This is a genomic window from Streptomyces sp. B21-105, assembly GCF_036898465.1.
GTDB lineage: Bacteria > Actinomycetota > Actinomycetes > Streptomycetales > Streptomycetaceae > Streptomyces.
In genome coordinates, this window is record NZ_JARUMJ010000001.1 from 509,990 (window position 1) to 535,797 (window position 25,808).

Here is a 25,808-nt window from a genome sequence, read left to right on the forward strand (position 1 = left end):
GGGCGGGCGGTCAGCGGCTCCGGCGGCCGAGATCATCAACGCGGATTACATATTCGTTCCAGGCCACAAGCGGTCTCACCTGGGCTAGATTCGACCACCGTCGATAACAGTTCCCGTCGACGGAGTCACAGTCCGTACACGTCAGGAGCAGCGCATGCGCGACTTCGCTCTCGCTCCCCCAGCCGTCCCGCCCCTGACCGGGGGGCTCGCCGACACCGTCTTCGACGCCGCCGCCCGTACCCCGACGCTCCCGGTGCTGTCCCGCCGTACGGACGCCGCCCTCGGCGCCTGGGAGGAGGTGACCGCCGTCGAACTGCGGGACGAGGTCGTCGATCTGGCCAAGGGGTTCGTGGCTTCCGGCATCTCCCCCGGGCACCGCGTCGCGATCATGGCGCGCACCCGGTACGAGTGGACCGTGCTGTGCCACGCCCTGTGGGCGGTGGGCGCCGAGGTCGTCCCCGTCTACCCGACGTCCTCGCGCGAGCAGGTCGAGTGGATCCTGCGGGACGCCCACTGCGTCGGCGTTGTCGTCGAGGACGAACAGAGCCTGATGACGGTGGGATCGGTGTGCGCGGCCCTGCCGGCGCTGCGGCACGTGTGGCAGTTGGACGCCGGAGCCCTCGACGAGCTCACCCGGCGCGGTGAGCCGGTGTCCCTCACCACGGTGAACTCGCTGCGCAGGATCGTGCTGCCCGACTCGACCGCGGTGATCGCCTACACCTCCGGCACCTCGGGCCGGGCGCTGGGCTGCGCGCTGAGCCACCGCAGCCTGGCCAGCCCCTGCGACACCCTGCTGGCCGGCTGGGGGCACACCGCCGCGCCCGCGGGACAACAGCCCAGCGTGCTGGCCTTCCTGCCGTTCTCCCACGTGTACGGGCTGATGATCCAGGGGCTGTGTCTGCGCGGCGGCATCGTGATGGGTCACCAGCCCGACGTCGGCGCGGACGCGCTCGCGGAGTCGCTGCGCACCTTCCGGCCGACGTATCTGTACGCCGTCCCGTCGGTGTTCGAGAAGATCTACAAGAACTTCCTGCGGGCGGCCCAGGAGGCGGGGCGCGGCGCCCTGTTCGAGCGGGCGGCGGAGACGGCCCGCGACTTCGCGGCCGCCGTCGAACGGCAGCGGCTGGGCCGCGGCTCCGGGCCCGGCCTCGACCTGCGGCTCCAGCACGCCCTGTTCGAACGGACGGTGTACCGCAGACTCCGGGCCGCGCTCGGCGGGCGGGTCCACCGCGCGACGTCGGGCGGCTCCCCGCTGCACCGGGACCTCTCCCTGTTCTTCGAGGGCATCGGCATCTACGTGCACGACGGGTACGGCCTGACGGAGACCGCCGGCGGGATCACCATGCAGCCGCTCGGCCGGGAGAAGTCGGGCACCGTCGGACAGCCGCTCCCGGGCATGGACGTCCGGGTGGCGAAGGACGGGGAGATCCTGGTGCGCGGCCCGTCGGTGTTCCAGGGCTACGTCAACGACGACGCCGCGACACGGGCCGCCCTGGCGGGCGGCTGGCTGGCCACCGGCGACCTCGGTTTCCTGGACTCCGACGGCTATCTCACGATCACCGGCCGCAAGAAGGACGTCATCATCACCAGCAGCGGCAAGAGCGTGGCGCCGGCGGCGCTCGAGCAGCGGCTGCGCATGCATCCGCTGGTCCACCAGGCGGTGGTGGTGGGCGACAACCGGCCGTGTGTGGGCGCGCTGATCACCCTGGACCCCGATTTCCTGGCGCACTGGCGGGGAAATCTGGCGTTGCACGGCGAGCAGCAGAGCCGGGAGGCGCGCGAGGAGAACGCCCTGCGCGAGGAGATCGGACGAGCCGTGGCCGCCGCCAACAGTTCGGTGTCGCGCTCGGAGTCGATCCGGGCGTTCCGCATCCTGCCGCAGTCGTTCGACCAGGCCAACGGGCTGCTGACGCCCTCGATGAAACTCCGCCGGGACTCGATCGTGGCGCACTACGCGGCGGAGATCGATGCGATGTACCAGGCGCGGGCCCGGCTGCCCCGGCAGAGCCCGCAGGAGGAGGTCCTGAGCTGGGACGACGCGGACGACGTCTTCCGGTGAGCGGGGCCGGGCGGACATACCGTCCGGCGGGCGGGGCAGCCTGCGGTTCGCGCCGCCCGCACCGTGCCGGGGCCGTATGCCGTCGGGAACCGGACGCGTAGCCCGGGCGTCCTCGGGAACCCAGAGAGGGCGACGCCTTGAGAGCCGTACGAGAAAGGACGACGGCCCCCGGACGGTGCGGGGCCGCACTGACCACATGGCAGCCGAACCGCGGAGCAATGACGCTTTGTCCTCCTGGGCGAGTCCGAGCCGTACGGCTCGTTTCACGGGTGAACCGCAGGACGTGACGGGTGCGCGTCTGGCCACGGAGGAGTTCCTCCGGGAGCTGGCGCGGGCCTCGCCGCCCACGGCGCCGGAGTGCTGGCACGACATCGTGCTGATCGTCACGGAGTTGGCGGCCAACGCGGTCCAGTACGCGCCGGGTCCCTTCGAACTGCATCTGCGTCGCACCTTCGACGGGGTGCACGTCACGGTGCACGACACCAACAGCACGCCGCCGACCCCGCGGCCCTTCCATCCCGACACCGGGGGCGGGGGCATCGGCTGGTACCTGGTGGACACGCTGTGCAGTCAGGTCAGCGTGGTGCCGAACGAGGCGGGCCGGGGTGCGGGCAAGGACGTCCACGTCTTCCTGCCCTGGTGAGCCCGCCGACCGCACGCGTCCCGCCGACCGTCAGTCCGGCCCGCCGGCCGCGCGGACCGGCATGAACACCCTGATCGTCTTCCCGCCCGTCGGCCCCTTCTCGATGCCGATGTCCCGGGCCAGCCGGAGCACCAGCGGCCAGCCGTAGCCGCCCGTGCGGGCCCGCCCGGCCGGCGGCGGGGCGGGCCCGCACACGCCGGCCGGGACCTCGTCGCTGTGGTCGCGCACCGCCAGCCGGATCCCGTCGCGGACGGGCACCGCCTCGAATCCGGCCAGTCCGCCGCCGTGCCGCAGCGCGTTGGTCACCAGTTCCGAGACGACCAGCAGCAGGTCGATCACGTCGGTCTCGTGCGCCGGACCCGTCGAGGTCTCCCAGCCGGCCTCCACCACCGCCCGGGCGTGGGCCCGGGCCGCGGCGGCGGTCGCCACCGGCGCGTGCGTCAGCCCCCGCGTCTGCGTCTGCGTCTGCGTCTGCGGGAACGTCGGCCGCGCGGGCGCGAGTTCGTCGTCGCTCACGCCGGCGTCGTTCCCCGCGGGACGGGCCGCCGGTAGTGGTCTCCCACAGCGGTGAGGTACCCGGCGTCGGTCGTCTCGCTGTCGGTGTGGAAGCGGGGCGCCTCCTTGACCTCGTCCCCTGTGCAGGCCAGGGAGACCTGGCCGGCCTCGGTGTCGACCCCGCTCACCACGCCGACCGGGACGACGGCGCTCCTGCCGAACAGCCAGACTCCCGTGTCGACGACCAGATGCCGCATGCCGTGCGGCTCCGCCTCGCGTTCCACGTGCCCGAGAGTGCCGTCGGCCGTCGTGACGGTGTAGCCGGTCAGGTCCTGTCCCTCGGCGTGCCCGCTGCCCGGCGGGTATGCCCATATGGCGTCGATGGCCACGCTGCTCCCTTCTCGCGTTCCACAGCAGCGGCTACCCTGCCGGCGCCGCCGCATTCGGGGCGGCGACCGGTTGCGGGCCGTGGTGCCGGACGGCGTCGGCCGCCCTGGGCGGCTATGAGGAACGTCGCGGAAGGCGCGGCGCGATCAGGGGCAGCCGGAGCTCGTCGGCTACCGCCCCGACGAATGGTCCGCAGCTGTTGCCGCCGTCCGAGGAGGAGGCCATCGAGGCGCGGCACGGCGGAGCCGGCCCTGGAACCGGGCGAGGACTTCCGCTCGTTGGCGCCGCCCATCGCCGAACTGGACAGCAGGGGACGGCGGATCATCCGCCTGCGGTTCGTCGAGGAGCCCTATGCAGCCGGGGTCCGGCCACGCCGGGATCGCCCGGGACGGCAGGCGCGCCGTCCCGGGCGAAACTGTGTCGGGTACCCGTCTTCCGGTCATGTATGCCTTGTGTGCATCATCCGGAATTCCTGTGTGCGCGACGTGCCGTGAGGCTTTGTTCCCGCCCGCTCACGTGGGTTAGCCTGCGGCGGATTTCTCTCATCGCACACTTCCGTGAACTGCGGAAACACAGGCGTGACATGCGGGGTCGTCCACCCGGGCGGCCCGGTTCCGAGTCCCCGCCCGGGGGCTCCTGGGGAGCGGAACGAGGGTACGCATGACCAGCAACGCGACCGAGTCGTCGGACACGGTCCCCGGCGACCACGAGCTGCGGCAGCTCCTGGCCGGTCTGACGGCCGTACGGGACGGGGACTTCGGCACCCGGCTGCCCACGGACGGCGACGGCCTGATGGGCGACATCGCCACCGTCTTCAACGGCATGGTCGACCAGCTGTCGGTCTTCACCTCCGAGGTGACCCGGGTGGCCCGTGAGGTGGGCACGGAGGGCACCCTCGGCGGTCAGGCGGAGGTCCCCGGCGTGTCCGGGACATGGGCCGATCTGACGGACTCCGTGAACGCCATGGCGGGCAACCTCACCACGCAGGTGCGGGACATCGCGCAGGTGGCGACGGCGGTGGCGAAGGGCGATCTCTCCCAGAAGATCGACGTGCCGGCCCGGGGCGAGATCCTGCAGCTGAAGGAGACCGTCAACACGATGGTCGACCAGCTGTCCGCGTTCGCCGACGAGGTCACCCGCGTCGCCCGCGAGGTCGGCACCGAGGGACGCCTCGGCGGCCAGGCGCAGGTGCCCGGGGTCGCCGGGGTGTGGCGGGACCTCACGGATTCGGTCAACTTCATGGCCGGAAACCTCACCAACCAGGTCCGCAACGTCGCCCAGGTGACGACGGCGGTGGCCAAGGGCGACCTCTCCCAGAAGATCACCGTCGACGCCCGCGGCGAGATCCTGGAACTCAAGAACACCATCAACACCATGGTCGACCAGCTGTCCGCGTTCGCCGACGAGGTCACCCGCGTCGCCCGCGAGGTCGGCACCGAGGGACGCCTCGGCGGCCAGGCCGACGTCAAGGGGGTCAAGGGCACCTGGCGGGACCTCACCGACTCGGTCAACTTCATGGCGGGAAACCTCACCAACCAGGTCCGCAACGTCGCCCAGGTGGCGACCGCGGTGGCCAAGGGCGACCTCTCCCAGAAGATCACCGTCGACGCCCGCGGCGAGATCCTCGAACTCAAGAACACCATCAACACCATGGTCGACCAGCTCTCCGCGTTCGCCGACGAGGTCACCCGCGTCGCCCGCGAGGTCGGCACGGCGGGCAACCTGGGCGGGCAGGCCACGGTCCGCGGGGTGTCCGGCACGTGGAAGGACCTCACCGACAACGTCAACGTGATGGCGTCCAACCTGACGGGCCAGGTGCGCTCCATCGCGCAGGTCGCCACCGCCGTGGCCCGCGGCGACCTGTCGCAGAAGATCACCGTCGAGGCCAAGGGCGAGGTCGCGGCCCTCGCGGACGTCATCAACACCATGGTGGACACGTTGTCCGCGTTCGCCGACGAGGTCACCCGCGTCGCCCGCGAGGTCGGCACCGAGGGACGCCTCGGCGGCCAGGCGCAGGTGCCGAACGTGGCCGGCACCTGGAAGGACCTCACCGACAACGTCAACTCGATGGCCAACAACCTCACCGGCCAGGTCCGCAACATCGCGCTGGTGACCACGGCGGTGGCCCGCGGCGACCTGTCTAAGAAGATCGACGTCGACGCCCGCGGCGAGATCCTCGAGCTCAAGACGACCATCAACACCATGGTCGACCAGCTGTCCGCGTTCGCCGACGAGGTCACCCGCGTCGCCCGCGAGGTCGGCACCGAGGGACGCCTCGGCGGCCAGGCCGAGGTGGAGGGCGTCTCGGGCACCTGGAAGCGCCTCACGGAGAACGTCAACGAGCTGGCCGGGAACCTGACCCGGCAGGTCCGCGCGATCGCCGAGGTCACCAGCGCCGTCGCCGAGGGGGATCTGACCCGGTCGATCACCGTGGTGGCCTCCGGCGAGGTCGCCGACCTCAAGGACAACATCAACTCGATGGTGGAGTCGCTGCGCGAGACCACCCGGGCCAACCAGGAACAGGACTGGCTCAAGACCAACCTGGCGCGCATCTCCGGCCTGATGCAGGGCCACCGCGACCTGCCCGTGGTCGCCGAACTGATCATGGACGAGCTGGTGCCGCTGGTGTCGGCCCAGTTCGGCGCGTTCCACCTCGCCGAGGACGGCCCCGAAGGGCCCGAGCTGCGGCTCGTGGGCGCCTACGGCTACCCCGCCGACGACACCCGTCCCACCCGTGTCCCCTTCGGCCGCTCCCTGGTGGGGCAGGCCGCGCGCAGCCGCCGCACGATCACCGTGGACGAACTGCCGCCCGGCTACGTCACCGTCTCCTCGGGGCTCGGCGAGGTGGAGCCCAGCGCCCTGCTCCTGCTGCCCATCGTGTTCGAGGGGCAGGTGCTCGGCGTCATCGAGCTGGCGTCGGTCACCGCTTTCACCCAGACGCACGTGGACTTCCTGGAGCAGCTGCGGGTGACCATCGGCGTCAACGTCAACACCATCGTGGCGAACGCCCGCACCGACGAACTGCTCGACGAGTCGCAGCGGCTCACCGCCGAACTGCAGGCCCGCTCCGCCGAGTTGCAGTCCCAGCAGGAGGAACTGCAGCACTCCAACGCCGAACTGGAGGAGAAGGCGTCCCTGCTGGTGGCCCAGAACCGCGACATCGAGGCGAAGAACCTGCAGATCGAGCAGGCCCGGCAGGAGCTCGAGGCGCGGGCGCAGCAGCTGTCGCTGGCCTCGAAGTACAAGTCGGAGTTCCTGGCGAACATGAGCCACGAGCTGCGCACCCCGCTCAACAGCCTGCTCATCCTGGCCCAGTTGCTGGCGCAGAACCCCTCGCGCAACCTGACGCCGAAGCAGGTCGAGTACGCGGGCATCATCCACTCGGCCGGCTCGGACCTGCTGCAGCTGATCAACGACATCCTGGACCTGTCGAAGGTCGAGGCCGGGAAGATGGACGTCTCGCCGGAGCGGGTCTCGCTGCGGCAGCTCATCGAGTACGTCGAGGCCACGTTCCGGCCGATGACGTCGCAGAAGAGCCTCGAGTTCACCGTCGACACGGCCGCGGGCGCCCCCGCCGACCTGCTGACCGACGATTCGCGGCTGCGTCAGGTGTTGCGCAACCTGCTGTCCAACGCGGTGAAGTTCACCGAGCAGGGCGGCGTGGAGCTGCGCATCGAGCCGGCCTCCGACGAGGAGGTGCCGAGCGGGGTGGTGCGCGGCGGCACGGTGGTGGCGTTCCGGGTGAAGGACACCGGCATCGGCATCCCGGAACAGCAGCTGGAGACCATCTTCGGCGCCTTCCAGCAGGCGGACGGCACCACCAGCCGCAAGTACGGGGGCACGGGCCTGGGTCTGTCCATCACCCGGGAGATCGCCCATCTGCTCGGCGGCGCGGTCACGGTCGACAGCACGCCGGGGCGCGGCAGCACGTTCACGCTGTATCTGCCGGTGACGCGACGGGACTTCCAGGAGGTCGTCGACGGCGGCCGGCCGGCGGAGCGGGTCCTCGGCGAGCCGCCCGCGGGGATCCCGGTCGGCGCCCCGGGCGTGCCGGTGCCCCTCGGTCCCGCCGGGCGGCGGCCGCGCCGGCTGCTGGTGGTGGAGGAGCGGCCCCGCGGGCTGCTGACCCTGGTGGCCGAGTCCGTCGTGGCGGACATGGCGCGCGGCCGGGAGGACGGCACGCCGGCGGCCCCTGTGGACATCGTCACCGCGGTCGGGGCGCACGAGGCCGCGGGTGCGCTGGCGGCGGAGCCCTGCCACTGCGTCGTCCTGGAACTGGGCATGCCGGACGCGGAGGCGTCGCGGTTCCTGGAGGCCCTGCACGACGACTCGGCGCTGACCGGGGTGCCGGTGCTCGTGCACAGCGGGCACCGCGCGGACCTCGCCCAGGAGCGGAGCCTGCAGTCCCGTGCGGCGGGCAAGCCGATGGAGTTCCTGTCCAGCCTGGACGAGTTGCGCGAGCGCATCACGCTGCATCTCTCCGCCGAGCAGCCGGGGGACGTGCTGGCCCTGGTCCGCCCGGACGATCCGCAGCCGGAGGGACCGCCGCCGGTCGACGACGCCGTCGTGGGCCGCACGGTCCTCGTGGTCGACGACGACGCGCGCAACCTGTTCGCGCTCAGCGGGATCCTGGAGCTGCACGGCGTCCGGGTGCTGCACGCGGAGAACGGCCGCGAGGGGATCGACACGCTGCGCGACAACCCGGAGATCGCGCTGGTGCTGATGGACGTGATGATGCCGGAGATGGACGGGTACACGGCCACGGCCGAGATCCGCCGTATGCCGGAGTACGCCGAGCTGCCGATCGTCGCGGTGACGGCCAAGGCGATGCCGGGCGACCGGGAGAAGAGCCTCGCCTCGGGGGCCAGCGACTACGTCACCAAGCCCGTCGACACTCATGACCTCATGGCCTGCGTCCGACGCTGGCTGACCGTCTGAGGCCGTCCTGCCCTGCCCGCCCAGGCGTTGCCAGCCGAGGAGTCCGCACACCGTGACCGTTCCCGCCCAGCCGACCGAACCCGGCGACGCCCGGTCCCTGCCCGCACCGGCCGCCACCACGGCGAGCCCCGCCCCGCGGGGCGGGGGCCGGCTCGTGTCCGAGGAGGACCCGGGCCCGCCGCTCGTGGACGCGCGGGCAACGGTCGCCGCGTCCTCGCCGGTGGGGCGGCTCGCCGCCACCGTGGACCGGCTGCGCCGGGAGGTGCGGGCGGCGCAGGCCGAGGCGGACGGGCGGGCCCTGGTCGAACTCGCCAAGGGCATCCTGGTGGAGCGCCTCGGCTGCGGACCGGCCCAGGCGGCGCAGCAGCTGTCCGATCTGGCCGAGCAGGCCGGGACGACCCCGCTGGAGTTCGCGGTGGACGTCATCAACCAGGCGGCCAAGGACCGGGTGTCCGAGGTCACCGAGGCGTTCCTGGCCGCCGTGTCGGGGACGGAGGACCCGCCGCCGGAGCGGTCTGCCGCCGTGCGGCTGCGGGCCGCGGAGAGCGGAGCGCTGGCGGCGGCGCACGACACCCAGGCGGTCGCCGACTCCCTGCTCCAGCACGCGCTGGGGCCGCTGGGCGCGGTGGCGGTGGCGATCTGGGCGGTGGGCTCCGACGGCTCGCTGACCCTGGCGGGCAGCGCGGGGTTCTGCCCCGGCGAGGCCGAGCGCTGGCGGTATGTGCCGCCGGACGTGGCGACGGTGGCCCGGCACGCCCTCGCCGAGGGGTCCACCCAGTGGATCGGGTCGCTCGGCGGGACGGGGCTGCCCACCGTGGGCCGTCAGCTGCACCCGGGCGGGGGGCGGGTCGCGGTGCCCGCCAGGGCCGCCGGACGCGTCCACGGGATTCTGGAGATCGCCTGGCCGGCCCCGCTGCCCCCGCAGCCGCCCCAGGTGATGCGTCAGGTGGAGGCGCTGGCGGAGCTGTGCGCGCACACGCTGCAGTCGTACGCGCACGTCCCCGGGCCCGGCTCGCAGCGGCTCGTGCTGGCGGACGCGTCGGAGCTGATGGACCTGACGGACGGCCTGCACGACCCCGCTCTGGTCCTGGTGCCGCACGTCGACGCCGAGGGCAAGCTCCTCGACTTCCGCATCCAGCACGTCAACGACCGTTTCCTCGACCCGGCGGGGCGGCCCCGGGCCGTGGTCAACGGGGCGCTGCTGCTGGAGGCGTACCCGATGGCCGCCGGCGGCGGTGACCTCTTCCAGCGCATCGAGCGCGTGCACGCCACGGGCGAGCCGTTCCGGGCCCGGCGGGTGAGTCTGACCGCGCTGGTCGGGGAGGTGCCGCTGGCGGCCGTCGCGGACCTCAGCATCAGCCGGCACGGCGCGTGCGTGCTGCTGATCTGGCGGATCGAGGACGAGGCGGCGCGGCTGGCGAGCCTGTTGCAGAACGCTCAGCGCCTCGGCCGCATCGGCGGCTTCGAGGAGGACCTGGTCACCGGCGAGACGACCTGGAACGGGCAGCTGTTCGCGCTGTACGGGCGGCCCCTGTCGAGCCCTCCGGTGCGGCTGGAGGAACTGTCGGCGCACACGCACCCCGACGACGCGGTGACCGTCGGCCGTCTGCTGCGCACGCTGCTGCACCGCCGGCGTCCGGCGTCCGCCGCCTTCCGGCTGCAACGGCCGGACGGGGTGACCCGGCACATGCGGATCGTCGCCGAGCCGGTGCTGGACACCGACGGTCGGCTGGTCGCCGTCCGCGGGGCCTACCAGGACATCTCGTCGCAGCACTGGACGGAGGTGGCGCTGGCCGCCACCCGCGACCAGCTGGCGCAGACCGAGCAGCACGCGAGTGAGCGCAGCCGGCTCGCGTTGCAGCTGCAGCACGCGATCATGCCGCCCACCCGGGCCCCGCTGGAGGCCCCCGGCCTCCAGGTGGCCGTCCGCTACCGGCCGGCCGAGGAGGAGCACCTGGTGGGGGGCGACTGGTACGACGCCGTCGTGCTGCCCTCCGGTCTGGTGATGCTGTGCGTGGGCGACGTGGCCGGGCACGGCATCGAGGCGGCCACCAGCATGGTGGTGCTGCGCAACGCGCTGCGCGGGCTGGCGGTGACCGGGGCGGGGCCGGGGCAGCTGCTGTCGTGGCTCAACATCGTCGCCCACCATCTGACGGGCTCGATCACGGCGACGGCGGTGTGCGGCCTGTACGACCCCGCCCGGCACACCCTGCGCTGGGCCAGGGCGGGTCATCTGCCGCCGGTGCTGGTGCGGGACGCGCAGGCGGCACCGCTGCCCCTGCTGAGGGGGATGCTGCTGGGCGCCGTGCCGGAGACGGCGTACGAGGAGGAGGAGGTCCAGCTGGCCGCGGACGACACGCTGCTGATGTACACCGACGGCCTCATCGAGCGGCGCGACCGGTCGGTGGAGGAGTCGCTGACGCAGTTGCTGGTGCAGGCCCGCACGGTGCCGCCGACCCTCGACCAGCAGCTGGACCGGCTGCTCACCTACAGCAGGTCGGACACGGACGACGACACCTGCATCGTGGGCATCCGCCTGGGGTAGGGCGGCCGCGGTGCGGGGTGAGCGCTCCGTGTGCGGGGTGATGCATGGGGCCGCGGTTCGGGGGTATCCGGCTGTGCGCACCGACAGGCCGGGGATCCGCGGGTGAAAGGGGCAGGACAGGACGATGGAGATCATTCCCGTGCCGCGCCCGCCCGCCCCGGCCCACGGTCACGGCGCATCGACGTCGCCCGCCGGGGCAGCCGACCCGGACCGCCAGCTTTCGGAGGAACACGTGTCCATCGCCCAGAACCCCCTGTCCGTCGAGGTCACGCTGCCTCGCGAGGACGTCGCTCTGGTCACGGTCGCGGGCCATCTGGATCTCGACACCGCGACCGAGTTCCAGGCCCATCTGGCCAACCAGCTCCATCACGGGCGACGGCACTTCCTCATCGATCTGTCCGAGGTCCCGTTCATGGACTCGTCCGGGATGAACATCATCCTGCGGGTCTACCAGGAGGCCCGGAACCTGCCGGGCAGCGTCCACGTGATCGATCCGACGCCGGCCGTGCGCCGTGTGCTGGAGCTGACCGGGGTCAGCATCACGGTGCCCATATCGGAGAAGGCGGACGAGGCCCTGGAGCTCATCGACCGTCAGCAGGCGGCGGGGGTCTCGGACGACTGACTGCGGCTGACGGCGCCCGTGCGCGGGCCGGGCCGGCCGGGCCGGGTCCGGTCGCCGGCGCCGTGGGGAAAGACGCAGGTGCGGCCGACTGCCGCCCGACAGTTGTCATTTGACAACTGTCGTCGTGAGGCAACACAGTGAGCGGGACAGATGCGGGAGGGATCACCGATGTGCCTGTGGGCGCACCCGAGCACGCGGGGACACCGTCAGGCGGTACGGGCGTCAGCGGCTTCGGACTCGTGGATCTGCGAGGCCGCGGCCGCGCAGAACGCCTCCAGCCCCCGCAGCAGCGCGGTGCGCTGCGCCGCCGGCATCTGCTCCAGCACGCCCTCCAGCGCCGCCTCCCGGCGTGACCTGAGATCGGTGAGGAAGGAGCGCCCGCGGCGGCTCAGGAACAGTTCCAGTTCCCGGCGGCTCCCGGCGGCCGTCCGGCGTTCGACGAAGCCGACGGCCTGGAGCCGGTCGCACAGGCGGCTGGTGGACGGCGGTGTGGACCCGAGGGAGTCGGCGAGCGTGCGCAGGTTGATGCCTTCGTGGTGCTCCAGGATGAACAGCACGCGCAGCTGGGACGCGGAGACCGGCGCCGTGGAGGCACGGCCCCACAGGACTTCCAGCAGCTCGGACGCCTGTGAGGTCACACGCGCCACCTGGTGGGGCTGCGGACGCGAGGAGGAGGACATCACGGTGACACTCTCGCAGGGATCGAGGCGGGTGTCAGCCCGCACCCGGCGCGGGGCGACGACGGGAACGGCCGCGTGAACAGACTCGTCGCCGCGGGACGCGCCCTGCGCTCCGCGGCACCGCACCGGCTGCCCGACGCACTGCGCGAGGTGCTGCGCGGCCACTACGCGGCACAAGCGGTCGAACTCCGGCTTGCCGACTACGGACTGACGGTGCTGCTGCCCGTGCCGCCCGGCGGCGCGCGGGGTTCGGGCGTCCCGGAGCCGGCCGCCGTGCACGGCAGCGCTCCCGGCCGCGCCTTCGGCGCCCAGGAACCGCATGTCGAGGAACTCGGCGAGGGGCTCGTCCTCGCGCACCTGCCCGTGACCGTGCGCGGCGACCGGCTGGGCGTCCTGTCGGTCACGCTGCCCGGGGCACAGGCCCGGGAGCGGCTCACCGAGCTCGCCGAGGCGGCGCAGCTGCTGGGGCACGAGATCGTCGTCGCCGAGCGCGACACCGACGCGTACCGGCGTGCGCGCCGCAAGGACCGGCTGACGCTGGCGGCCGAGATCCAGTGGCAGTTGCTCCCGGCCCGGTCCTGCGCCCGGGACGAGTACGCGCTGGGCGCCCAACTGCAGCCCGCCTACGCCGTGTTCGGCGACAACTTCGACTGGGCGGCCGACGACGACCGGCTGACGGTGTGCGTCACCGACGGGATGGGCGAGGGCATCGAGGCGTCGCTGCTGACCGGTCTCGGCATCAACGCGCTGCGCAACGCCCGCCGGGCCGGCGTCCCGATCGCGGACCAGGCGGCGCTGGCGGACCAGGCGATCCACGCCCACTACGGGGGCGAGGCGCATCTGTCGGTGCTGCTGGTGGACATCGAGCTGTCCACCGGGCGCATGCAGGTCGTCGACGCGGGCTCGCCGCACATGCTGCTGGTGCGGGACCGGACGTTGTCCCGGGTGGACCTGGACGCGCAGCTGCCGCTGGGCATGTTCGAGGAGACCGACTACGTGGCCCAGGAGCTCACCCTGCTCCCCGGCGACCGGCTGCTCTTCGTCAGCGACGGGGTGCACGCGGTCGTCGCGCCGGGCGGCGAGGCGTACGGCGAGCACGCGCTCGCCCGGGCGGTGGCGTCGGCCGCCCTGTTGCCGGCGGCGGACGTGCCGGGCGCCGTGCTGCGCGCGCTGACCGGTCACCGGGGCAGACCCGAGCCCGACGACGACGCGCTGGTCGTGTGTCTCGACTGGTTCGGCACACCGGACCCGTCGCCGTCCGGCGGCCCCGGCTCACAGCTGTCGCCCGGCGAAGGGCACGGCACGGTCCCGTCGCCACCGCCGGGACCGCAGCGGCACGACACGGACGAGGAGTGAGGCAGATGCCGGAAGACGAGACGGCGGCGGAGCGGCCCGCCGAGCGGGCGGCGCCCGTGCAGGAGGTGGGGGCGTTCCTGCGCCGTCGCCGCGAGCAGATCGCCCAGCGGTGGGCCGACGAACCCCTTTTCCGCGTCGTGTTCACCGTCTCGCGGGACGAGGCGGTGGAGGCGGGCCGCGGCGTCGTCGACGCGCTCGCCCAGGTGGCCGTCCTGGGCCGGGTGGAGGACACCGACAGTGCCGGATTCACGCTGGTGCGCGAGCAGTTGGCCCGGATGGCGGCCGCCCGGGCCCGCGCCGGCCTCAGCAACGCACAGATCTCCCACGAGGTGGACGCGCTGCGCACGCCCGTGGTGAACCTCCTGGTCACCGACCTGCCGGAGGCGCCCGCCGCGCATCTCAGGGAGTGCGCGACGACCCTGACCGCGCTGATGGGCACCCTGCGGCTGGTGGTCCTGGAGACCTCGCTGACGGAGGGCCAGGCCCTCATCGACCGGCAGCAGGTGCAACTGACGGAGGTCGCCACGCCGGTCATCCGGCTGTGGGACGGCATCGTCGCCGTCCCGCTGATCGGGACGCTCGACAGCGCGCGCAGCCAGGTCGTGATGGAGACGCTGCTGGAGTCGGTCGTCGACCAGCAGGCGCGGTTCGCGATCCTGGACATCACCGGGGTGCCGACCGTCGACTCGCTGGTCGCGCAGCACCTGATGAAGACCGTCGCCGCCGTGCGGCTGATGGGCGCGGAGTGCGTGGTCTCGGGCATCCGGCCCGCCATCGCGCAGACGATCGTGCACCTCGGCCTGGACCTGCCCGTGGTCACCCGGTCGAGTCTCGCCGACGCCCTGGCGTACGCCCTCGACCGGCTGGGCGCCGGCATCGTGCCCGCCGCGTCCGGCGGTGCGGGTCCCCGGTGAACCACGACCTCTCACCGGCGGGCACCGCCCATGTGCCGGTGCTGCGGCTCGGCGACGTCCTGCTGATCACCCTTCAGGGCGACCTGCACGACGGGGCGGCGGAGCAACTCCAGCAGGACGTCGCGGAGTCGATCGTCCGCAGCCGGGTGACCGGCGTGGTCATCGACATCTCCGGTGTGGAGATCGTCGACTCCTTCCTGGGGCGGGTGCTGGCCGAGATCGCGGCGGGCGCGCGGCTGCTGGCGGCGCGGACCGTGGTGGCCGGCATGCGTCCCGCGGTGGCGATCACCCTGGTGGAGCTGGGGCTGACGCTGTCCGGACTGCGGACGGCGCTGAGCACCGAGGCCGCCCTGGAACTGCTCGCGGCGTCGCCGGACGACCCGCGCCGGGAGACTCGGTGAGCGAGACGTCCGCGGGCGTCGACGCCCGCCTGCCGATCCGTTCGGACCTGGACCTGGTGTGGGTACGGCAGCATGTGCGCCAGGCTGCGGCGACGCTCGGCTTCGGCCTGGTGGAGCAGACCAAGCTGGTCACCGCGGCCAGCGAACTGGCCCGCAACACGCTGGTCTACGGCGGTGGCGGCGAGGTGGAGGCCCGGGCGGTGTCGGACGGGCGGGCGGCGCGGGGGCTGCGGCTGACGTTCACCGACGGCGGGCCGGGCATCGCCGACCTGGAGCAGGCCCTGCGCGACGGCTTCACCTCCGGCGAGGGGCTGGGGATGGGGCTGGGCGGCGCGCGGCGGCTGGTGCACGACTTCGCCATCGACAGCGCCCCCGGGGCGGGCACGACGGTCACCGTGACGTCCTGGGCGGTCCGCCCGCCCCGGCCGCGTGAGGAGCAGCCCCGATGACGCGCGTGTGGGACGTTCCGGTGCACGACTCGACGCGGGTGCGCGACGCGCGAGTGGCGGCGGAGGAGGCGGCTGCGCTGGCGGGACTGGACGGGCCGCGCACCGCCGACGCGGCGCTGGTCGCCACCGAGCTGGCGACCAACCTGCTCAAGCACGCGCGGGGCGGGCAACTGCTCGTGGAGGCGGTCCCCGCGCCGGGCGGTCGCTCCGAAGCCCTGCTGGTGCAGATCGTCGCCGTCGACCACGGTCCCGGCATGTCCGACGTCCCGGCCGCGCTCGGCGACGGGTTCTCCACCGCGGGCTCCCTGGGCGCCGGGCTGGGCACCTGCCGACGGCTGTCGGACGACTTCGACCTGCACAGCGTCCTGGGCCGCGGGACCGTCGCACTGGCCCGGATCGGCGGCGCGGCTGCCTCCCACGGCCGCCGGGCCCCGGCCGACGCCCCGTCCCCGCACTCCCCCGCCGCCGTGCTGGCCGGCGGGGTCAACATCCCCTTCCGGGGCGGCGAGTGCTCCGGAGACGCCTGGACCTGCGTGCGGGACGGCGACCTGCTGACGCTGATGATGGCCGACGGCCTGGGACACGGCCCCGGGGCGGCCCGCGCCTCCGCCGCGGCGGTCGCGGAGGTGCGGCGCAGCGCCCACCTCCCGCCGGCCGAGCTGCTGCGCCGCCTGGACGGCGCGCTGCGCGGCACACGGGGCGCGGCGGTCGGCGTGGCCCGGCTCGACCTGCGCGCCGGGCGGCTGCGCTTCGCCGGCATCGGCAACATCGGGGCGCGACTGCGCGAGGGCGACTCCTGGCGGCATCTGATCTCCCGGCCGGGCATAGTCGGCGTGCACCGGCCCACCACCCTGCCGGAGACGGAGGCCGACTGGGCCGCGGACCGGCTGCTCGTACTGCACAGCGACGGGCTGCCCAGTCGCTGGGCGCCGCCCGCCGACCCCCGGCTGCTGTCCGCCGACCCCGCGCTCACGGCCGCCGTGACGGTGCGCGACGCCGGCAGTTCCGCCCGCCCCGTGCGGGACGACACCGCCGTGGCCGTCCTGTCCCCGAGCCCGTCGGACCGTCCATGAAGCGCAGCTGGCAGATCACCACCGTCGACGAGGCGGCACGCGCCCGGATCGCCGTCGCGCGGGCAGCCTCGGCGTACGGCGTCACCCCGCTGGACCGCACCCGGCTGTCGGCCGCGCTCAGCGCGCGGCTGCGCCGATGCCTGACCAAGGGCGGCGGCTGGCGGCTCGCGCTGACCGCGACCGGGGGCTCGCTGCATCTCGAGGTCGCCGCCTCCCCCGCCGGCGACGAACCGCCGTGGCGGTTCGTCACGCCCTGCCCGGAACCGGCCGCGGCCCCCGTCACCGATCCGGTGCCGGGCGACGTCACCGCCCTGTCCGAGGCGCTGCTCGGCGCGGACGAGGACACCGCGCTCGTGCTGGAGAGGCTCACCGAGCAGGAGGAGCTGGTCGCCTTCCACCGGGAGGAGCTGCACCAGACCAACCAGGGCGTCCTGGCCCTGCACGCCGACCTGGACGCCGCCGGGCGGGCCCAGCGTGAGGCGTTCGCGGCGGAACGCGCGGCCCGCCGGGAGGCGGAGGAAGCCCGCCGCCGGCTGACGTTCCTCGCCGACGCCAGCGCCGCGCTCACCGCCTCCCTCAACCACGAGGAGATCGTGCGCCGGCTGCCCGAGCTGCTGGTGCCCGAGTACGCCCGCACCGTCGACGTGTGGCTTTTCGACGCCGAGGACGAGCGGGGGGCGTCCGCCGCGCGTCCCGCCGCCGCGGTGATCGCGGCCCGCACCGGCCGGCCCCAGTACGCGGCCGCCCACCCCGGCGGGCTGCCCGGGGTGGACGACCAGCCCCCTTCGGCGCTGCTTCCGACCCGGCCCCTGCTGTGCGTGCCGTTGCCGACGCGCCGCGCGCCGCTGGGGGTGCTGACGCTGACCCCGCCCGGCGAGCGCTGGAACCCCGACGACGCCGTCATGCTCGTGGAGCTCACCCGGCGGGCGGGCGGCGCGCTCGACAACGCCCGCCGCTTCGAGCACAACCGGGACATCGCCGAGACCCTTCAGCGCGCCCTGCTGACCGAGCTGCCCGCCACCCCGGGGCTGCGGCTGGCGGCCCGTTATCTGCCGGCCACGTACGGGCTGAACATCGGCGGCGACTGGTACGACGCGTTCCGGCAGCCCGACGGGAGCCTGATCACCGTCATCGGCGACGTGACCGGGCACGGGCTGCACGCGGCGGTGATGATGAGCCAGCTGCGCACCGCGCTGCGCGCCTACGCCGTCGACGGGGGCAGCCCCGGCGAGCTGCTGACCCGGCTGCACACGTTTCTGCACCACCTCCAGCCCGACCTGTACGCGACGGCTGTGATCGCCCGCTTCCGGCCCGGCGAACCCGTGCTGACATGGGCGGCCGCCGGTCATCCGCCGCCCGTGCTGCGCGGTCCGGACGGTCGGGTGCGCACCCTGGACGCCAAGCCGGGGGCGATGCTCGGCATCCCGCTGCACCAGGAGATCGCCGACCACACGGTGCCGCTGGAGCCCGGCTCCACGCTGGCGCTCTACACCGACGGCCTGGTCGAGCGGCGGGCGCAGGGCATAGACCCGGGGATCTCCCGCCTGGCGGCGGCGCTCGGCGGCTTCGGCGCCGAGGAGCTGGACGCGGACGTGGACGGCGCGGCCGAGCGCATCCTGGAGCCGATGCTGAGCGACTCCGAACGCGACGACGACGTATGTCTGCTGCTGTGCCACGTCGACAGCCGCATCGACAGCCTCGTCGAGAGCCAGGTCGGCGGCCGTACCGCCGGCCGGGTCGGCATCCAGGTCGGTGACCCTCGCGGCGGGGCGTGAGCGGGGTGTGCGCGGGGCGGTCAGCCGTCCGGACCGGCGGGCCCCCGGCCGGGCGCGGGCGACCCCGTGCGGGCCTGGTGGAAGGCGAACAGTCCGTGCTCCAGAGCGGCGCGCTGGGCCGGCGTCATGGCCTCGAACACCGAGGTGAGCCGCCGGACCCGGCGCTCGGCCACGTCCGCGAGGACACGGTGGCCGTAGGCGGTCAGCACAAGCTGCACCTCACGCCGGTTGTGCGGCTGCACGGTCCGCTCGAGCAGCCCGGCGGCCTCCAGCCGGTCGCAGAGGCGGCTCGCGGTCGGCAGGCCGACTCCGAGATGCTCGGCCAGGGCCGTCAGGTTCAGCTCCGGGCGACCGCGAACCGTCCGCAGAGCGTGCAGCTGCCGGGCGGGCAGCCGGGGAGAGGCCTCCTCCGCCGCCGCGAGCCAGCAGGCCACCAGGCTCTCCACGGCCTCGGCGACCTGCCGCGCCTGCCTCCCGCGGTCCTTCCACCCTCCGTCGTCGGAGCTGTCCGCGTACCCCGCTGTCACTGCTGTCGGACCACCGGCTGTGTCATGTACGTCGGCCTACCCGAAGGACCGGGGCGTACACAGGTCGATCAGGGGGTACGACGCTGACCTCAGGAGAAACGTTCGTCTACATGCCTCGCCCGACTGGCGGAAGCGGTTCGGGCGCGGTGGTATCGATGAGGTGCGAACGGCCCGGGGCGGGGCACGCGCATGACGTCGGGGCAGACCGCCTGGAGCCGCAGAAAGGGATGGACATCGTGACACGACCCAGGATCCTGGTGGTGGGCGCGGGCTTCGCGGGGGTGGGGTGCGTCCGGCGACTGGAACGCGAACTCTCCGCCACGGAGGCCGACGTCACCCTGGTGACGCCGTTCGCCTACCAGCTCTATCTGCCGCTGCTGCCGCAGGTCGCCTCAGGCGTGCTGACGCCCCAGTCGATCGCCGTATCGCTGCGCCGCAGCAAGAAGTACCGCACCCGCATCATCCCGGGCGGCGCCATCGGCGTGGACCTCGCGTCGAAGGTCTGCGTCATCCGGACCATCACGGACGAGATCGTGAACGAGCCGTACGACTACATCGTGCTGGCTCCCGGCAGCGTCACCCGCACCTTCGACATCCCGGGGCTGACGGACCACGCGTTCGGGATGAAGACCCTCGCGGAGGCCGCGTACATCCGCGACCACGTCATCACCCAGCTCGACCTGGCCGACGCCAGCAACGACCCCGCCGAGCAGGCCTCGCGGCTGCAGTTCGTGGTCGTCGGCGGCGGTTACGCCGGCACCGAGACGGCCGCCTGTCTGCAACTGCTCACCCACAACGCGGTCAAACGCTATCCGCGGCTGGACCCGAACCTGATCAAGTGGCATCTCATCGACATCGCCCCGAAGCTGATGCCGGAACTCGGCGACAAGCTGGGCCGCAGCGCCCAGGAAGTGCTGCGCAAGCGCGGCATCGACATCTCGCTGGGCGTGTCGATCGCCAAGGCGGGCCCCGAGGAGGTCACCTTCACCGACGGGCGGGTGATTCCCACCCGGACGCTCATCTGGACGGCGGGCGTCGTGGCGAGCCCGCTGATCGGGACGCTCGGCGCGGAGACGCAGCGCGGGCGGCTCGTGGTCGGGGCCGAGATGAACCTGCCGGGCAACGACGGGGTGTTCGCGCTCGGGGACGCCGCGGCCGTGCCCGACCGGGCCAAGGGCGACGAGGGCGCGGTGTGCCCGCCGACCGCGCAGCACGCGATGCGGCAGGGCAAGGTCGTCGCCGACAACGTCATCGCCACGCTGCGGGGCCGGCCGATGCGGCCGTACGTGCACAAGGACCTCGGTCTGGTCGTCGACCTCGGGGGCACCGACGCCGTCTCCAAGCCGCTCGGCATCGAGCTGCGGGGGCTGCCCGCGCAGGCCGTGGCGCGCGGCTACCACTGGTCGGCGCTGCGCACCGGCGTCGCCAAGGCGCGGGTCCTGACCAACTGGACGCTGAACGCGGTCGCGGGCGACGATTTCGTCCGGACCGGTTTCCAGGCGCGCCGGACCGCGAAACTGAAGGACTTCGAGTACACCGACAGCTATCTGACGCCCGAGCAGGTGCGGGCGCGGGTCGAGGGGGCCGGCCCGGACACCGTCTGACAACCGCACGGCAGGAGAGTACGACGGCGTGAGGGCTGCGGCACGGTCGTTCGGCGCACGGTGGCGGGATCGGGTCGCGGCGTCCGATCCCGGGCTGCTGCGCCTGGCGGCGGGGCTGCGGACGGTCGGCGCGATCTCCCTCACGCTGGCGGTGCTCTCCCTGCTGGGCGCGGACGTCTCGCATCTGGTGGCGGGCGCCATCGCCTCTATGGTCGCCACCTTCGCCGTCCGGGAGAAGCAGCGCGGCCCGCAGGCCGTCACCCTGACGCTGGGTCTGCCCGTGGCGCTCGCCTCGCTGTCGCTGGCGGCCCTGCTCAGCTCCCGGACGGTGGCCGGCGACTTCTTCTTCATCGCCCTGATCTTCTGCGCCGTCTACGGCCGCCGGTTCGGCGACCGTGGGACCGCGCTCGGACTGGTCGGCTTCCAGGTCTACTTCATGGCCCTGTTCGTCGGGGTCGGGACCTCGTCTCTGCCCGGCTACCTGGGAGTCGTCGCGGTGGCCTTCGGGTGCAGCGCGACTGCCCGGTTCCTGCTGGTGCCGCAGACCCCGTCCGGGATCCTGGAACGGCTGCGGCTGGCGTTCCGGGCGCGGCTCGCCCAGCTGCTGGACGCCCAGCTGGACCTGCTCGACGCCGGCCCGGAAGACGCGGAGAAGGCCCTCGGCCAGGTCCGCGAGGGCACCGCCCGGCTGCACGAGACGGCCATGATGATCCAGGGCCGGCTGGCGGAGGGCACGCCCGACGAGACGGTCGCCCGCCTTGTGCAGCGCCGGATCGCCGACGCCGAGATCGCCGCCGAGCGGCTGGGACTGCTCCTGCTCACCGCCCGCAGCGCCGAGCGGGCCGACACCCTGACGCTGCACCTGCCCGGCGCGCCCCTCCCCGAGGCCACCCGGCTCCCGGTACGGGACGAGGCCCTCGACACCCTCCGCCACGATCTGCGGGCCCTGCGGCTGCTGGTGCGGCATCCCGTCGAGGCGGGGTCGGGCACCGTGCTGTCGCAGGTGCGCAACCGGCTGCTCGGCTACCGGGACGAGGAGAACCTGCCGCAGGCGCCGCCTCCCGTGCAGGACGTCTTCCGGGGCGTCGGCGAGACGGCGCGCGCGGTGCTGGGTCTGCGGATCGCGCTCGACGGGCCGCAGGACGAGTCCGGCGACAGCCCAGAGACGGCCCGCTCCCGCGAGGAGCTCGACGCGGAGGACGCGGCGATCGGCGGCGCCGAGACGGACGAGTCCCCGGCGGACGAGGTCACCGGGCTGCGGCGGCCGACCACCCGGGCCGCCGTGCAGGTCGCCGTCGGGTCCTCGCTGGCCATCATCGGCGGCGAGCTGCTCTCCGCGCACCGCTGGTACTGGGCGGTGCTGACCTGCTGGATCGTTTTCATCAACACGTCCTCCACGGGGGAGATCCTGGTCAAGGGCTACCGGCGGCTGCTGGGCACCGTGCTCGGCGTGGTCGCCGGCATCGTGCTGGCGGGCCTGGTCGGCCGGCACACGTGGACGGCGTTCGCGGTGGTGCTGCTGTGCGTGTTCGCGATGTTCTACACGGCGCCCCTGTCGTACACGCTGATGTCGTTCTTCGTGACCGCCGCGCTCGGTGTGCTGTATACGCTGCTGCACACCTACAGCTTGTCCGTGCTGGTGCTGCGGGTGGAGGAGACGGCGCTGGGGGCGGCCTGCGGAATCGTCGCGGCGGCACTGGTGCTGCCGGTGCACACGGACCGGCGGACCAACGAGTTGCTGGCGACCGTGCTCGAGCGGCTGAGCGGGGTCACCGAGGCGGCCGTGGAGCAGCTGAGCGGCGCTGCCCCGGCCGATCTGCTGGAGCGGGCCCGGGACCTGGATCAGGCGCTGGCCGATCTGCGGGCCGCCACCCAGCCCCTGACCCACCCGGTCACCCCGTTGCGGTCGCGGCGGGACACCGCCCGCTACGTCGTCGCGCTGCTGGAGACCTGCGCCTATCACGCGCGGTCCCTGGCGGCCACGGCGGAACTGCTGCCGACCCATCCGTCGATCGCGGCGGACCCTCGGCTGCGCCGGGCCGGTGCGCGCATCCTGCACAACATCGGGGCGATCGACGCGCGCGTCGCGGACGAGCGGAGCACGGCGGAGGTGCTGGCCGGGCCGAGCGTCGCCGCGCTGCTGAAACCGGGCGTCCCGGGGACACCGCGCTACGGACGCGTCACCGACAGGGTACTGCGGCATCTCCAGCGCCTGGACGAGGCCGTGGTCGGCCTCGCCCGCCCGCTCGGGGCACCGGTGGCGGCGCCGAAGTGATCCGGCCCTGAGCGGGCGGGAGCGGGCGGGGACGCGCCCGCTCCGGGCCCGGACGCGGCCGGGGTTTCCGTAGCCTGCGGCGGGACTCCGACACGGCGACCGGGCCCAGCCGAGGTCACCAAGGCCGCTGCGGGACACGACGCGACGGCCTGGCCCCGCGGGCCAGGGCGGCCCCGGACACCGCCGGAGATTCCACAGCCCACGACGGGACTCCGACGCGGCCGGGGCGCCGCGGGCTGCGGCGGCCCGGGCGCGGCCCGGAATCCCGGCGGGCTGCGGGGTGCCCGGCCGGGGTCAGAAGTCGGTGGGCATTCCGCTGGCCGCCGCGATGCCCCGCAGGGCCTCGGTGTCCTTCTGACGCTGCTGTATGCAGCCGGCGATCTCGGCGAGACGGGAGGGGTCGGAGGCGGTGACCGCGTCGGTGACCACCCGGACCGGGCCGGTTCCGTCCACCTGGATCTCCACCAGCTGGTTGTCCAGCCGGCCGGTGACCGCCGTGGCGATGACCAGAGCGGCCTCGTCGCGGATCTCCTGCGGCAGGTCCTGGGTCTCCTGCGGGTCGAGGGCGAAGTCGAGACTTTCGGGTGGCTGTTCGTCGAGGGCGCGCAGCGCCGGGGCGACGACCTCCAGCAGGAGCTGGTAGTCGTCGCTGTCCATGCGGACGCGCAGCAGGTCGAGATACATGTCCACGGGCCGTCCGTCGCGCGGGAACTCTGCTTCGTTCATCTCGTCCGTGTTCCCCCGCAGGCGGCCGTCAGACCTTGCGCCAGCGAGCCATGCAGAAAGAGAACACTCCGAAGAGGACGAGCCCGGCGGCGACGCAGGCCAGCAGGGCCGGACCCGCGGGAGTGCCGGCGAAGGACCGCAGCGTGTCGTCGAGCCCCTTGGCCTTGTCCGGCCGGTAGTCCACGGCGGCCCGGACGGCGAACGCCCCGGCGGCCGCGAACACCAGCCCGCGGGCCGCTCCGCCGCCCACACCCGTGACGTCCACCAGGCGCCGCACGCCCTGGGACATCTCCCCCAGCCGCAGCTGCTTGCGGTAGGACCGCATGACGGCGCGGGCGCCGATCCACAGGCCGGCGACGACGATCCCGACCCCGGCCGCTCCGACGATCCACTGCCCTCCGGGCAGGTCGAGCACCCGGGCGGTGACGTCCCGGGACTGTTCGTCGCTCGAACCGCCCCCGTCGCCCGAACCTGCGGCGAACGCCAGCACGGAGTAGGCGACGAAGGAGTAGAAGGCGCACCGGGCGAGCGCGGTGAGCCGCTTCTTGGCGCTGCGCCCGTCGGCGCCGACCCCGCCGAAGACTGTCTCGGACAGCCGCCACAGCGCCATGCCGACCAGTCCGACGCCCAGTGCCCACAGCAGTACGGCCCCGAAGGGCTTCTCCGCTATCTCGGCGAGGGCGCCGCGGCGGTCGGCCTCCTGGCCGCTCTCGCCGAAGGCGATCTGCAGCGCGATCACGCCCACCAGCAGATAGATCACACCGCGCGCGGCGAGCCCGGCCCGGGCCGCCCCCGTGGTCAGCGACCCCCGCGCCGCCCGCTCCGCCTCGGCCCGCCCGTTGCGCGCCAACGCACTCGTGTTCATCCCGACCTCCCGGAATCCTCCCCGAACTTCGCGAGATCCGCCTGCCCCGGCTCGGGCCGCACACACCCACCGGACGGCGGGGCCCGGGCACACCCCACGCGGACGCGCGCGCGTCGCACGCGGACGGGCAGGCGCACCGCGGCCGTTGCCGTGGTACGCCTGCCCGTCTGTGCCCGTCCCCGTCTGTTCCCGTTCCCCTCTGTGGGCGTGCCGGGCTGCGCGCCTGCCGCCCGTCCCAGCCGCCTCAGGCGTACACGTGTGGGCCGTCGTCGGTGTGGCGTCCGGCGGCGTCGGCGGCCGACGCCGCGTCGAGCCACTGGCGCGCCGTCTCCAGGGCGTGCCGCACGTCCCGGGTCCCGGTGGACACGCACAGGGTGTAGGCGAGGTCGCGGGCCTGCGGATGGTGCTCGTCGGCGCCGGACTCCCTCAACGTCTCGTACTCGTCGACGAGTTTGCGCAGGACGGCGGGACGGGGCGTCAGCATGGGGCGCTTCTCTCCGTTCTCCGATCGGGACCCGGCGGTGAGGGGGTGGGTGTCGTGCCGTGTCAACGCAGCGCCTCCTGGCGCACCCGCTCACAGCTGCGGCTGATGAGCCGGGAGACGTGCATCTGGGAGATGCCCAGCCGGTCGGCGATCCTGCTCTGCGTCATGTCCTCGAAGAAGCGCATGTAGAGGATGGCGCGTTCGCGTTCCGGCAGCCGCCGCAGACCCTCCTTGGCGGACTCGCGGTCCACCACGGTGTCGAACGAGGCGTCGGTGGCGCCGAGCGTGTCGGCGAGGCTGTACCCGTCGTCGCCGGCCGGGAGTTCGGCGTCCAGCGACAGTGTGCTGAAGCTCTCCAGGGCCTCCAGGCCGGCCACGACCTCGTCCTCGGTGAGTCCGGTGTGCGCGGCGAGGTCGGCGACCGAGGGCTCGGGCGCGCCCGGCGCCTGCGCCAGCTCCCGGCGGGCGACGCGCACCTTGTTGCGCAGTTCCTGCACACGGCGGGGCACGCGCAGCGCCCACATGCGGTCCCGGAAGTGGCGCTTGATCTCGCCGGTGATGGTGGGCACGGCGTAGCTCTCGAAGGCGCCACGCTCGGGGTCGAAGCGGTCGACGGCCTTCACCAGGCCGAGGGCGGCCACCTGCCGCAGATCCTCGGTGGCCTCGCCGCGGTCGCGGAACCGGCCCGCGATGCGGTGGGCCATGGGCAGCCAGGCGGTGACGATCTCGTCGCGCAGGGCGTCCCGTTCCGGCCCGTCCTCCAGCGCGACGAGCCGGGCGAACCGGCGTGCCGTGTCGGGCGCGTCGTCGTGGGTGCGGCGCAGCTGGGCGGTGGTCTGCGCGGCAGGCCGGGCAGGGGGCGCAGCGGTGGATCGGGCAGTGGGCTGAGCGGTGGACTGAGCAGAGGGGGAAGCCGTGACGTCGTGACGGCTTGTCGACATGTCGATAGGCATGCGGATTCGCTCCTGAACGGTCATTTCAGGGACAGAC

At 73.5% G+C, this 25,808-nt stretch carries 21 protein-coding genes; 13 read left to right on the forward strand and 8 right to left on the reverse strand.

Annotated elements, in window-relative coordinates; translation table 11 throughout:
* Positions 1 to 154 precede the first annotated feature (154 nt).
* Together QA802_RS02060 and QA802_RS02065 are read left to right on the forward strand one after the other, a co-directional pair.
* Positions 155 to 2,059 (forward strand): AMP-dependent synthetase/ligase, encoded by a 1,905-nt coding sequence (locus tag QA802_RS02060; RefSeq protein WP_334517668.1) that lies wholly within the window; start codon positions 155 to 157, stop codon positions 2,057 to 2,059.
* A 196-nt stretch (positions 2,060 to 2,255) separates the two neighbouring features.
* Positions 2,256 to 2,702, forward strand: coding sequence for an ATP-binding protein (locus QA802_RS02065; protein ID WP_319165552.1), 447 nt, complete (start codon positions 2,256 to 2,258; stop codon positions 2,700 to 2,702).
* A 30-nt stretch (positions 2,703 to 2,732) separates the two neighbouring features.
* Here QA802_RS02065 and QA802_RS02070 read toward each other — a convergent pair whose 3' ends face one another.
* Together QA802_RS02070 and QA802_RS02075 are read right to left on the reverse strand one after the other, a co-directional pair.
* Positions 2,733 to 3,218, reverse strand: a complete 486-nt coding sequence (locus tag QA802_RS02070) for an ATP-binding protein (RefSeq protein WP_334517673.1) — start codon at positions 3,216 to 3,218, stop codon at positions 2,733 to 2,735.
* Positions 3,215 to 3,586, reverse strand: coding sequence for a PRC-barrel domain containing protein (locus tag QA802_RS02075; protein WP_334517674.1), 372 nt, complete (start codon positions 3,584 to 3,586; stop codon positions 3,215 to 3,217). Before QA802_RS02075 ends, QA802_RS02070 begins: the two co-directional genes overlap by 4 nt.
* Before the next feature lie 658 nt (positions 3,587 to 4,244).
* On the opposite strand from QA802_RS02075, the gene QA802_RS02080 reads away from it, so the two are divergent.
* From QA802_RS02080 to QA802_RS02090, 3 genes are all read left to right on the forward strand, one after another.
* On the forward strand, positions 4,245 to 8,522 hold the full coding sequence (locus QA802_RS02080; RefSeq protein ID WP_334517675.1) for a HAMP domain-containing protein: 4,278 nt from the start codon (positions 4,245 to 4,247) through the stop codon (positions 8,520 to 8,522).
* A gap of 154 nt (positions 8,523 to 8,676) precedes the next feature.
* Positions 8,677 to 11,067 carry a SpoIIE family protein phosphatase gene (locus QA802_RS02085; RefSeq protein WP_334534248.1) on the forward strand — a complete coding sequence of 797 codons (2,391 nt, stop codon included), beginning with the start codon at positions 8,677 to 8,679 and terminating at the stop codon, positions 11,065 to 11,067.
* Positions 11,068 to 11,299: 232 nt separating this feature from the next.
* Positions 11,300 to 11,689 carry an STAS domain-containing protein gene (locus tag QA802_RS02090; RefSeq protein ID WP_334534251.1) on the forward strand — a complete coding sequence of 130 codons (390 nt, stop codon included), beginning with the start codon at positions 11,300 to 11,302 and terminating at the stop codon, positions 11,687 to 11,689.
* Positions 11,690 to 11,895: 206 nt separating this feature from the next.
* Here QA802_RS02090 and QA802_RS02095 read toward each other — a convergent pair whose 3' ends face one another.
* The gene (locus QA802_RS02095; protein WP_334517677.1) at positions 11,896 to 12,369 is read right to left on the reverse strand and encodes a MarR family winged helix-turn-helix transcriptional regulator; all 474 of its coding nucleotides are present in this window, start codon (positions 12,367 to 12,369) and stop codon (positions 11,896 to 11,898) included.
* A 75-nt stretch (positions 12,370 to 12,444) separates the two neighbouring features.
* Here QA802_RS02095 and QA802_RS02100 point away from each other — a divergent pair, with 75 nt between their 5' ends.
* The 6 genes from QA802_RS02100 to QA802_RS02125 are packed head-to-tail and all read left to right on the forward strand — an operon-like array spanning position 12,445 to position 18,337.
* The gene (locus tag QA802_RS02100) at positions 12,445 to 13,725 is read left to right on the forward strand and encodes a PP2C family protein-serine/threonine phosphatase (protein WP_334517679.1); all 1,281 of its coding nucleotides are present in this window, start codon (positions 12,445 to 12,447) and stop codon (positions 13,723 to 13,725) included.
* Between the two features lie 5 nt (positions 13,726 to 13,730).
* A complete protein-coding gene (locus QA802_RS02105) occupies positions 13,731 to 14,639 on the forward strand; it encodes an STAS domain-containing protein (protein WP_319165545.1) in 909 nt (302 codons plus the stop codon).
* A complete protein-coding gene (locus tag QA802_RS02110) occupies positions 14,636 to 15,040 on the forward strand; it encodes an STAS domain-containing protein (protein ID WP_334517682.1) in 405 nt (134 codons plus the stop codon). Before QA802_RS02105 ends, QA802_RS02110 begins: the two co-directional genes overlap by 4 nt.
* Complete coding sequence (locus QA802_RS02115; RefSeq protein WP_334517684.1) at positions 15,037 to 15,489, forward strand: anti-sigma regulatory factor; 453 nt, start codon at positions 15,037 to 15,039, stop codon at positions 15,487 to 15,489. Before QA802_RS02110 ends, QA802_RS02115 begins: the two co-directional genes overlap by 4 nt.
* Positions 15,486 to 16,562 (forward strand): SpoIIE family protein phosphatase, encoded by a 1,077-nt coding sequence (locus tag QA802_RS02120; protein ID WP_334517686.1) that lies wholly within the window; start codon positions 15,486 to 15,488, stop codon positions 16,560 to 16,562. Before QA802_RS02115 ends, QA802_RS02120 begins: the two co-directional genes overlap by 4 nt.
* Positions 16,559 to 18,337 (forward strand): PP2C family protein-serine/threonine phosphatase, encoded by a 1,779-nt coding sequence (locus tag QA802_RS02125; RefSeq protein ID WP_334517688.1) that lies wholly within the window; start codon positions 16,559 to 16,561, stop codon positions 18,335 to 18,337. The genes QA802_RS02120 and QA802_RS02125 overlap by 4 nt, the downstream gene beginning before the upstream one ends.
* Positions 18,338 to 18,357: 20 nt before the next feature.
* Here QA802_RS02125 and QA802_RS02130 read toward each other — a convergent pair whose 3' ends face one another.
* Entirely contained in the window at positions 18,358 to 18,864 is a 507-nt protein-coding gene (locus QA802_RS02130; RefSeq protein WP_334517689.1) for a MarR family winged helix-turn-helix transcriptional regulator, read from the reverse strand.
* A gap of 227 nt (positions 18,865 to 19,091) precedes the next feature.
* Between QA802_RS02130 and QA802_RS02135 the strand changes: the two genes are divergently transcribed.
* Complete coding sequence (locus QA802_RS02135) at positions 19,092 to 20,468, forward strand: NAD(P)/FAD-dependent oxidoreductase (RefSeq protein WP_334517691.1); 1,377 nt, start codon at positions 19,092 to 19,094, stop codon at positions 20,466 to 20,468.
* A gap of 28 nt (positions 20,469 to 20,496) precedes the next feature.
* Positions 20,497 to 22,743 carry an FUSC family protein gene (locus QA802_RS02140; protein ID WP_334517693.1) on the forward strand — a complete coding sequence of 749 codons (2,247 nt, stop codon included), beginning with the start codon at positions 20,497 to 20,499 and terminating at the stop codon, positions 22,741 to 22,743.
* A 294-nt stretch (positions 22,744 to 23,037) separates the two neighbouring features.
* Here the strand turns inward: QA802_RS02140 and QA802_RS02145 are convergent, their stop codons facing one another.
* The 4 genes from QA802_RS02145 to QA802_RS02160 form a co-directional block, all read right to left on the reverse strand.
* Positions 23,038 to 23,469, reverse strand: coding sequence for a hypothetical protein (locus QA802_RS02145; RefSeq protein WP_319165536.1), 432 nt, complete (start codon positions 23,467 to 23,469; stop codon positions 23,038 to 23,040).
* A 28-nt stretch (positions 23,470 to 23,497) separates the two neighbouring features.
* Positions 23,498 to 24,334, reverse strand: a complete 837-nt coding sequence (locus QA802_RS02150; RefSeq protein WP_334517695.1) for a DUF1206 domain-containing protein — start codon at positions 24,332 to 24,334, stop codon at positions 23,498 to 23,500.
* A gap of 244 nt (positions 24,335 to 24,578) precedes the next feature.
* Positions 24,579 to 24,818, reverse strand: a complete 240-nt coding sequence (locus QA802_RS02155) for a DUF5133 domain-containing protein (RefSeq protein ID WP_334517697.1) — start codon at positions 24,816 to 24,818, stop codon at positions 24,579 to 24,581.
* Positions 24,819 to 24,880: 62 nt separating this feature from the next.
* Positions 24,881 to 25,771, reverse strand: coding sequence for a SigB/SigF/SigG family RNA polymerase sigma factor (locus QA802_RS02160; protein WP_334517699.1), 891 nt, complete (start codon positions 25,769 to 25,771; stop codon positions 24,881 to 24,883).
* Positions 25,772 to 25,808: the final 37 nt, after the last annotated feature.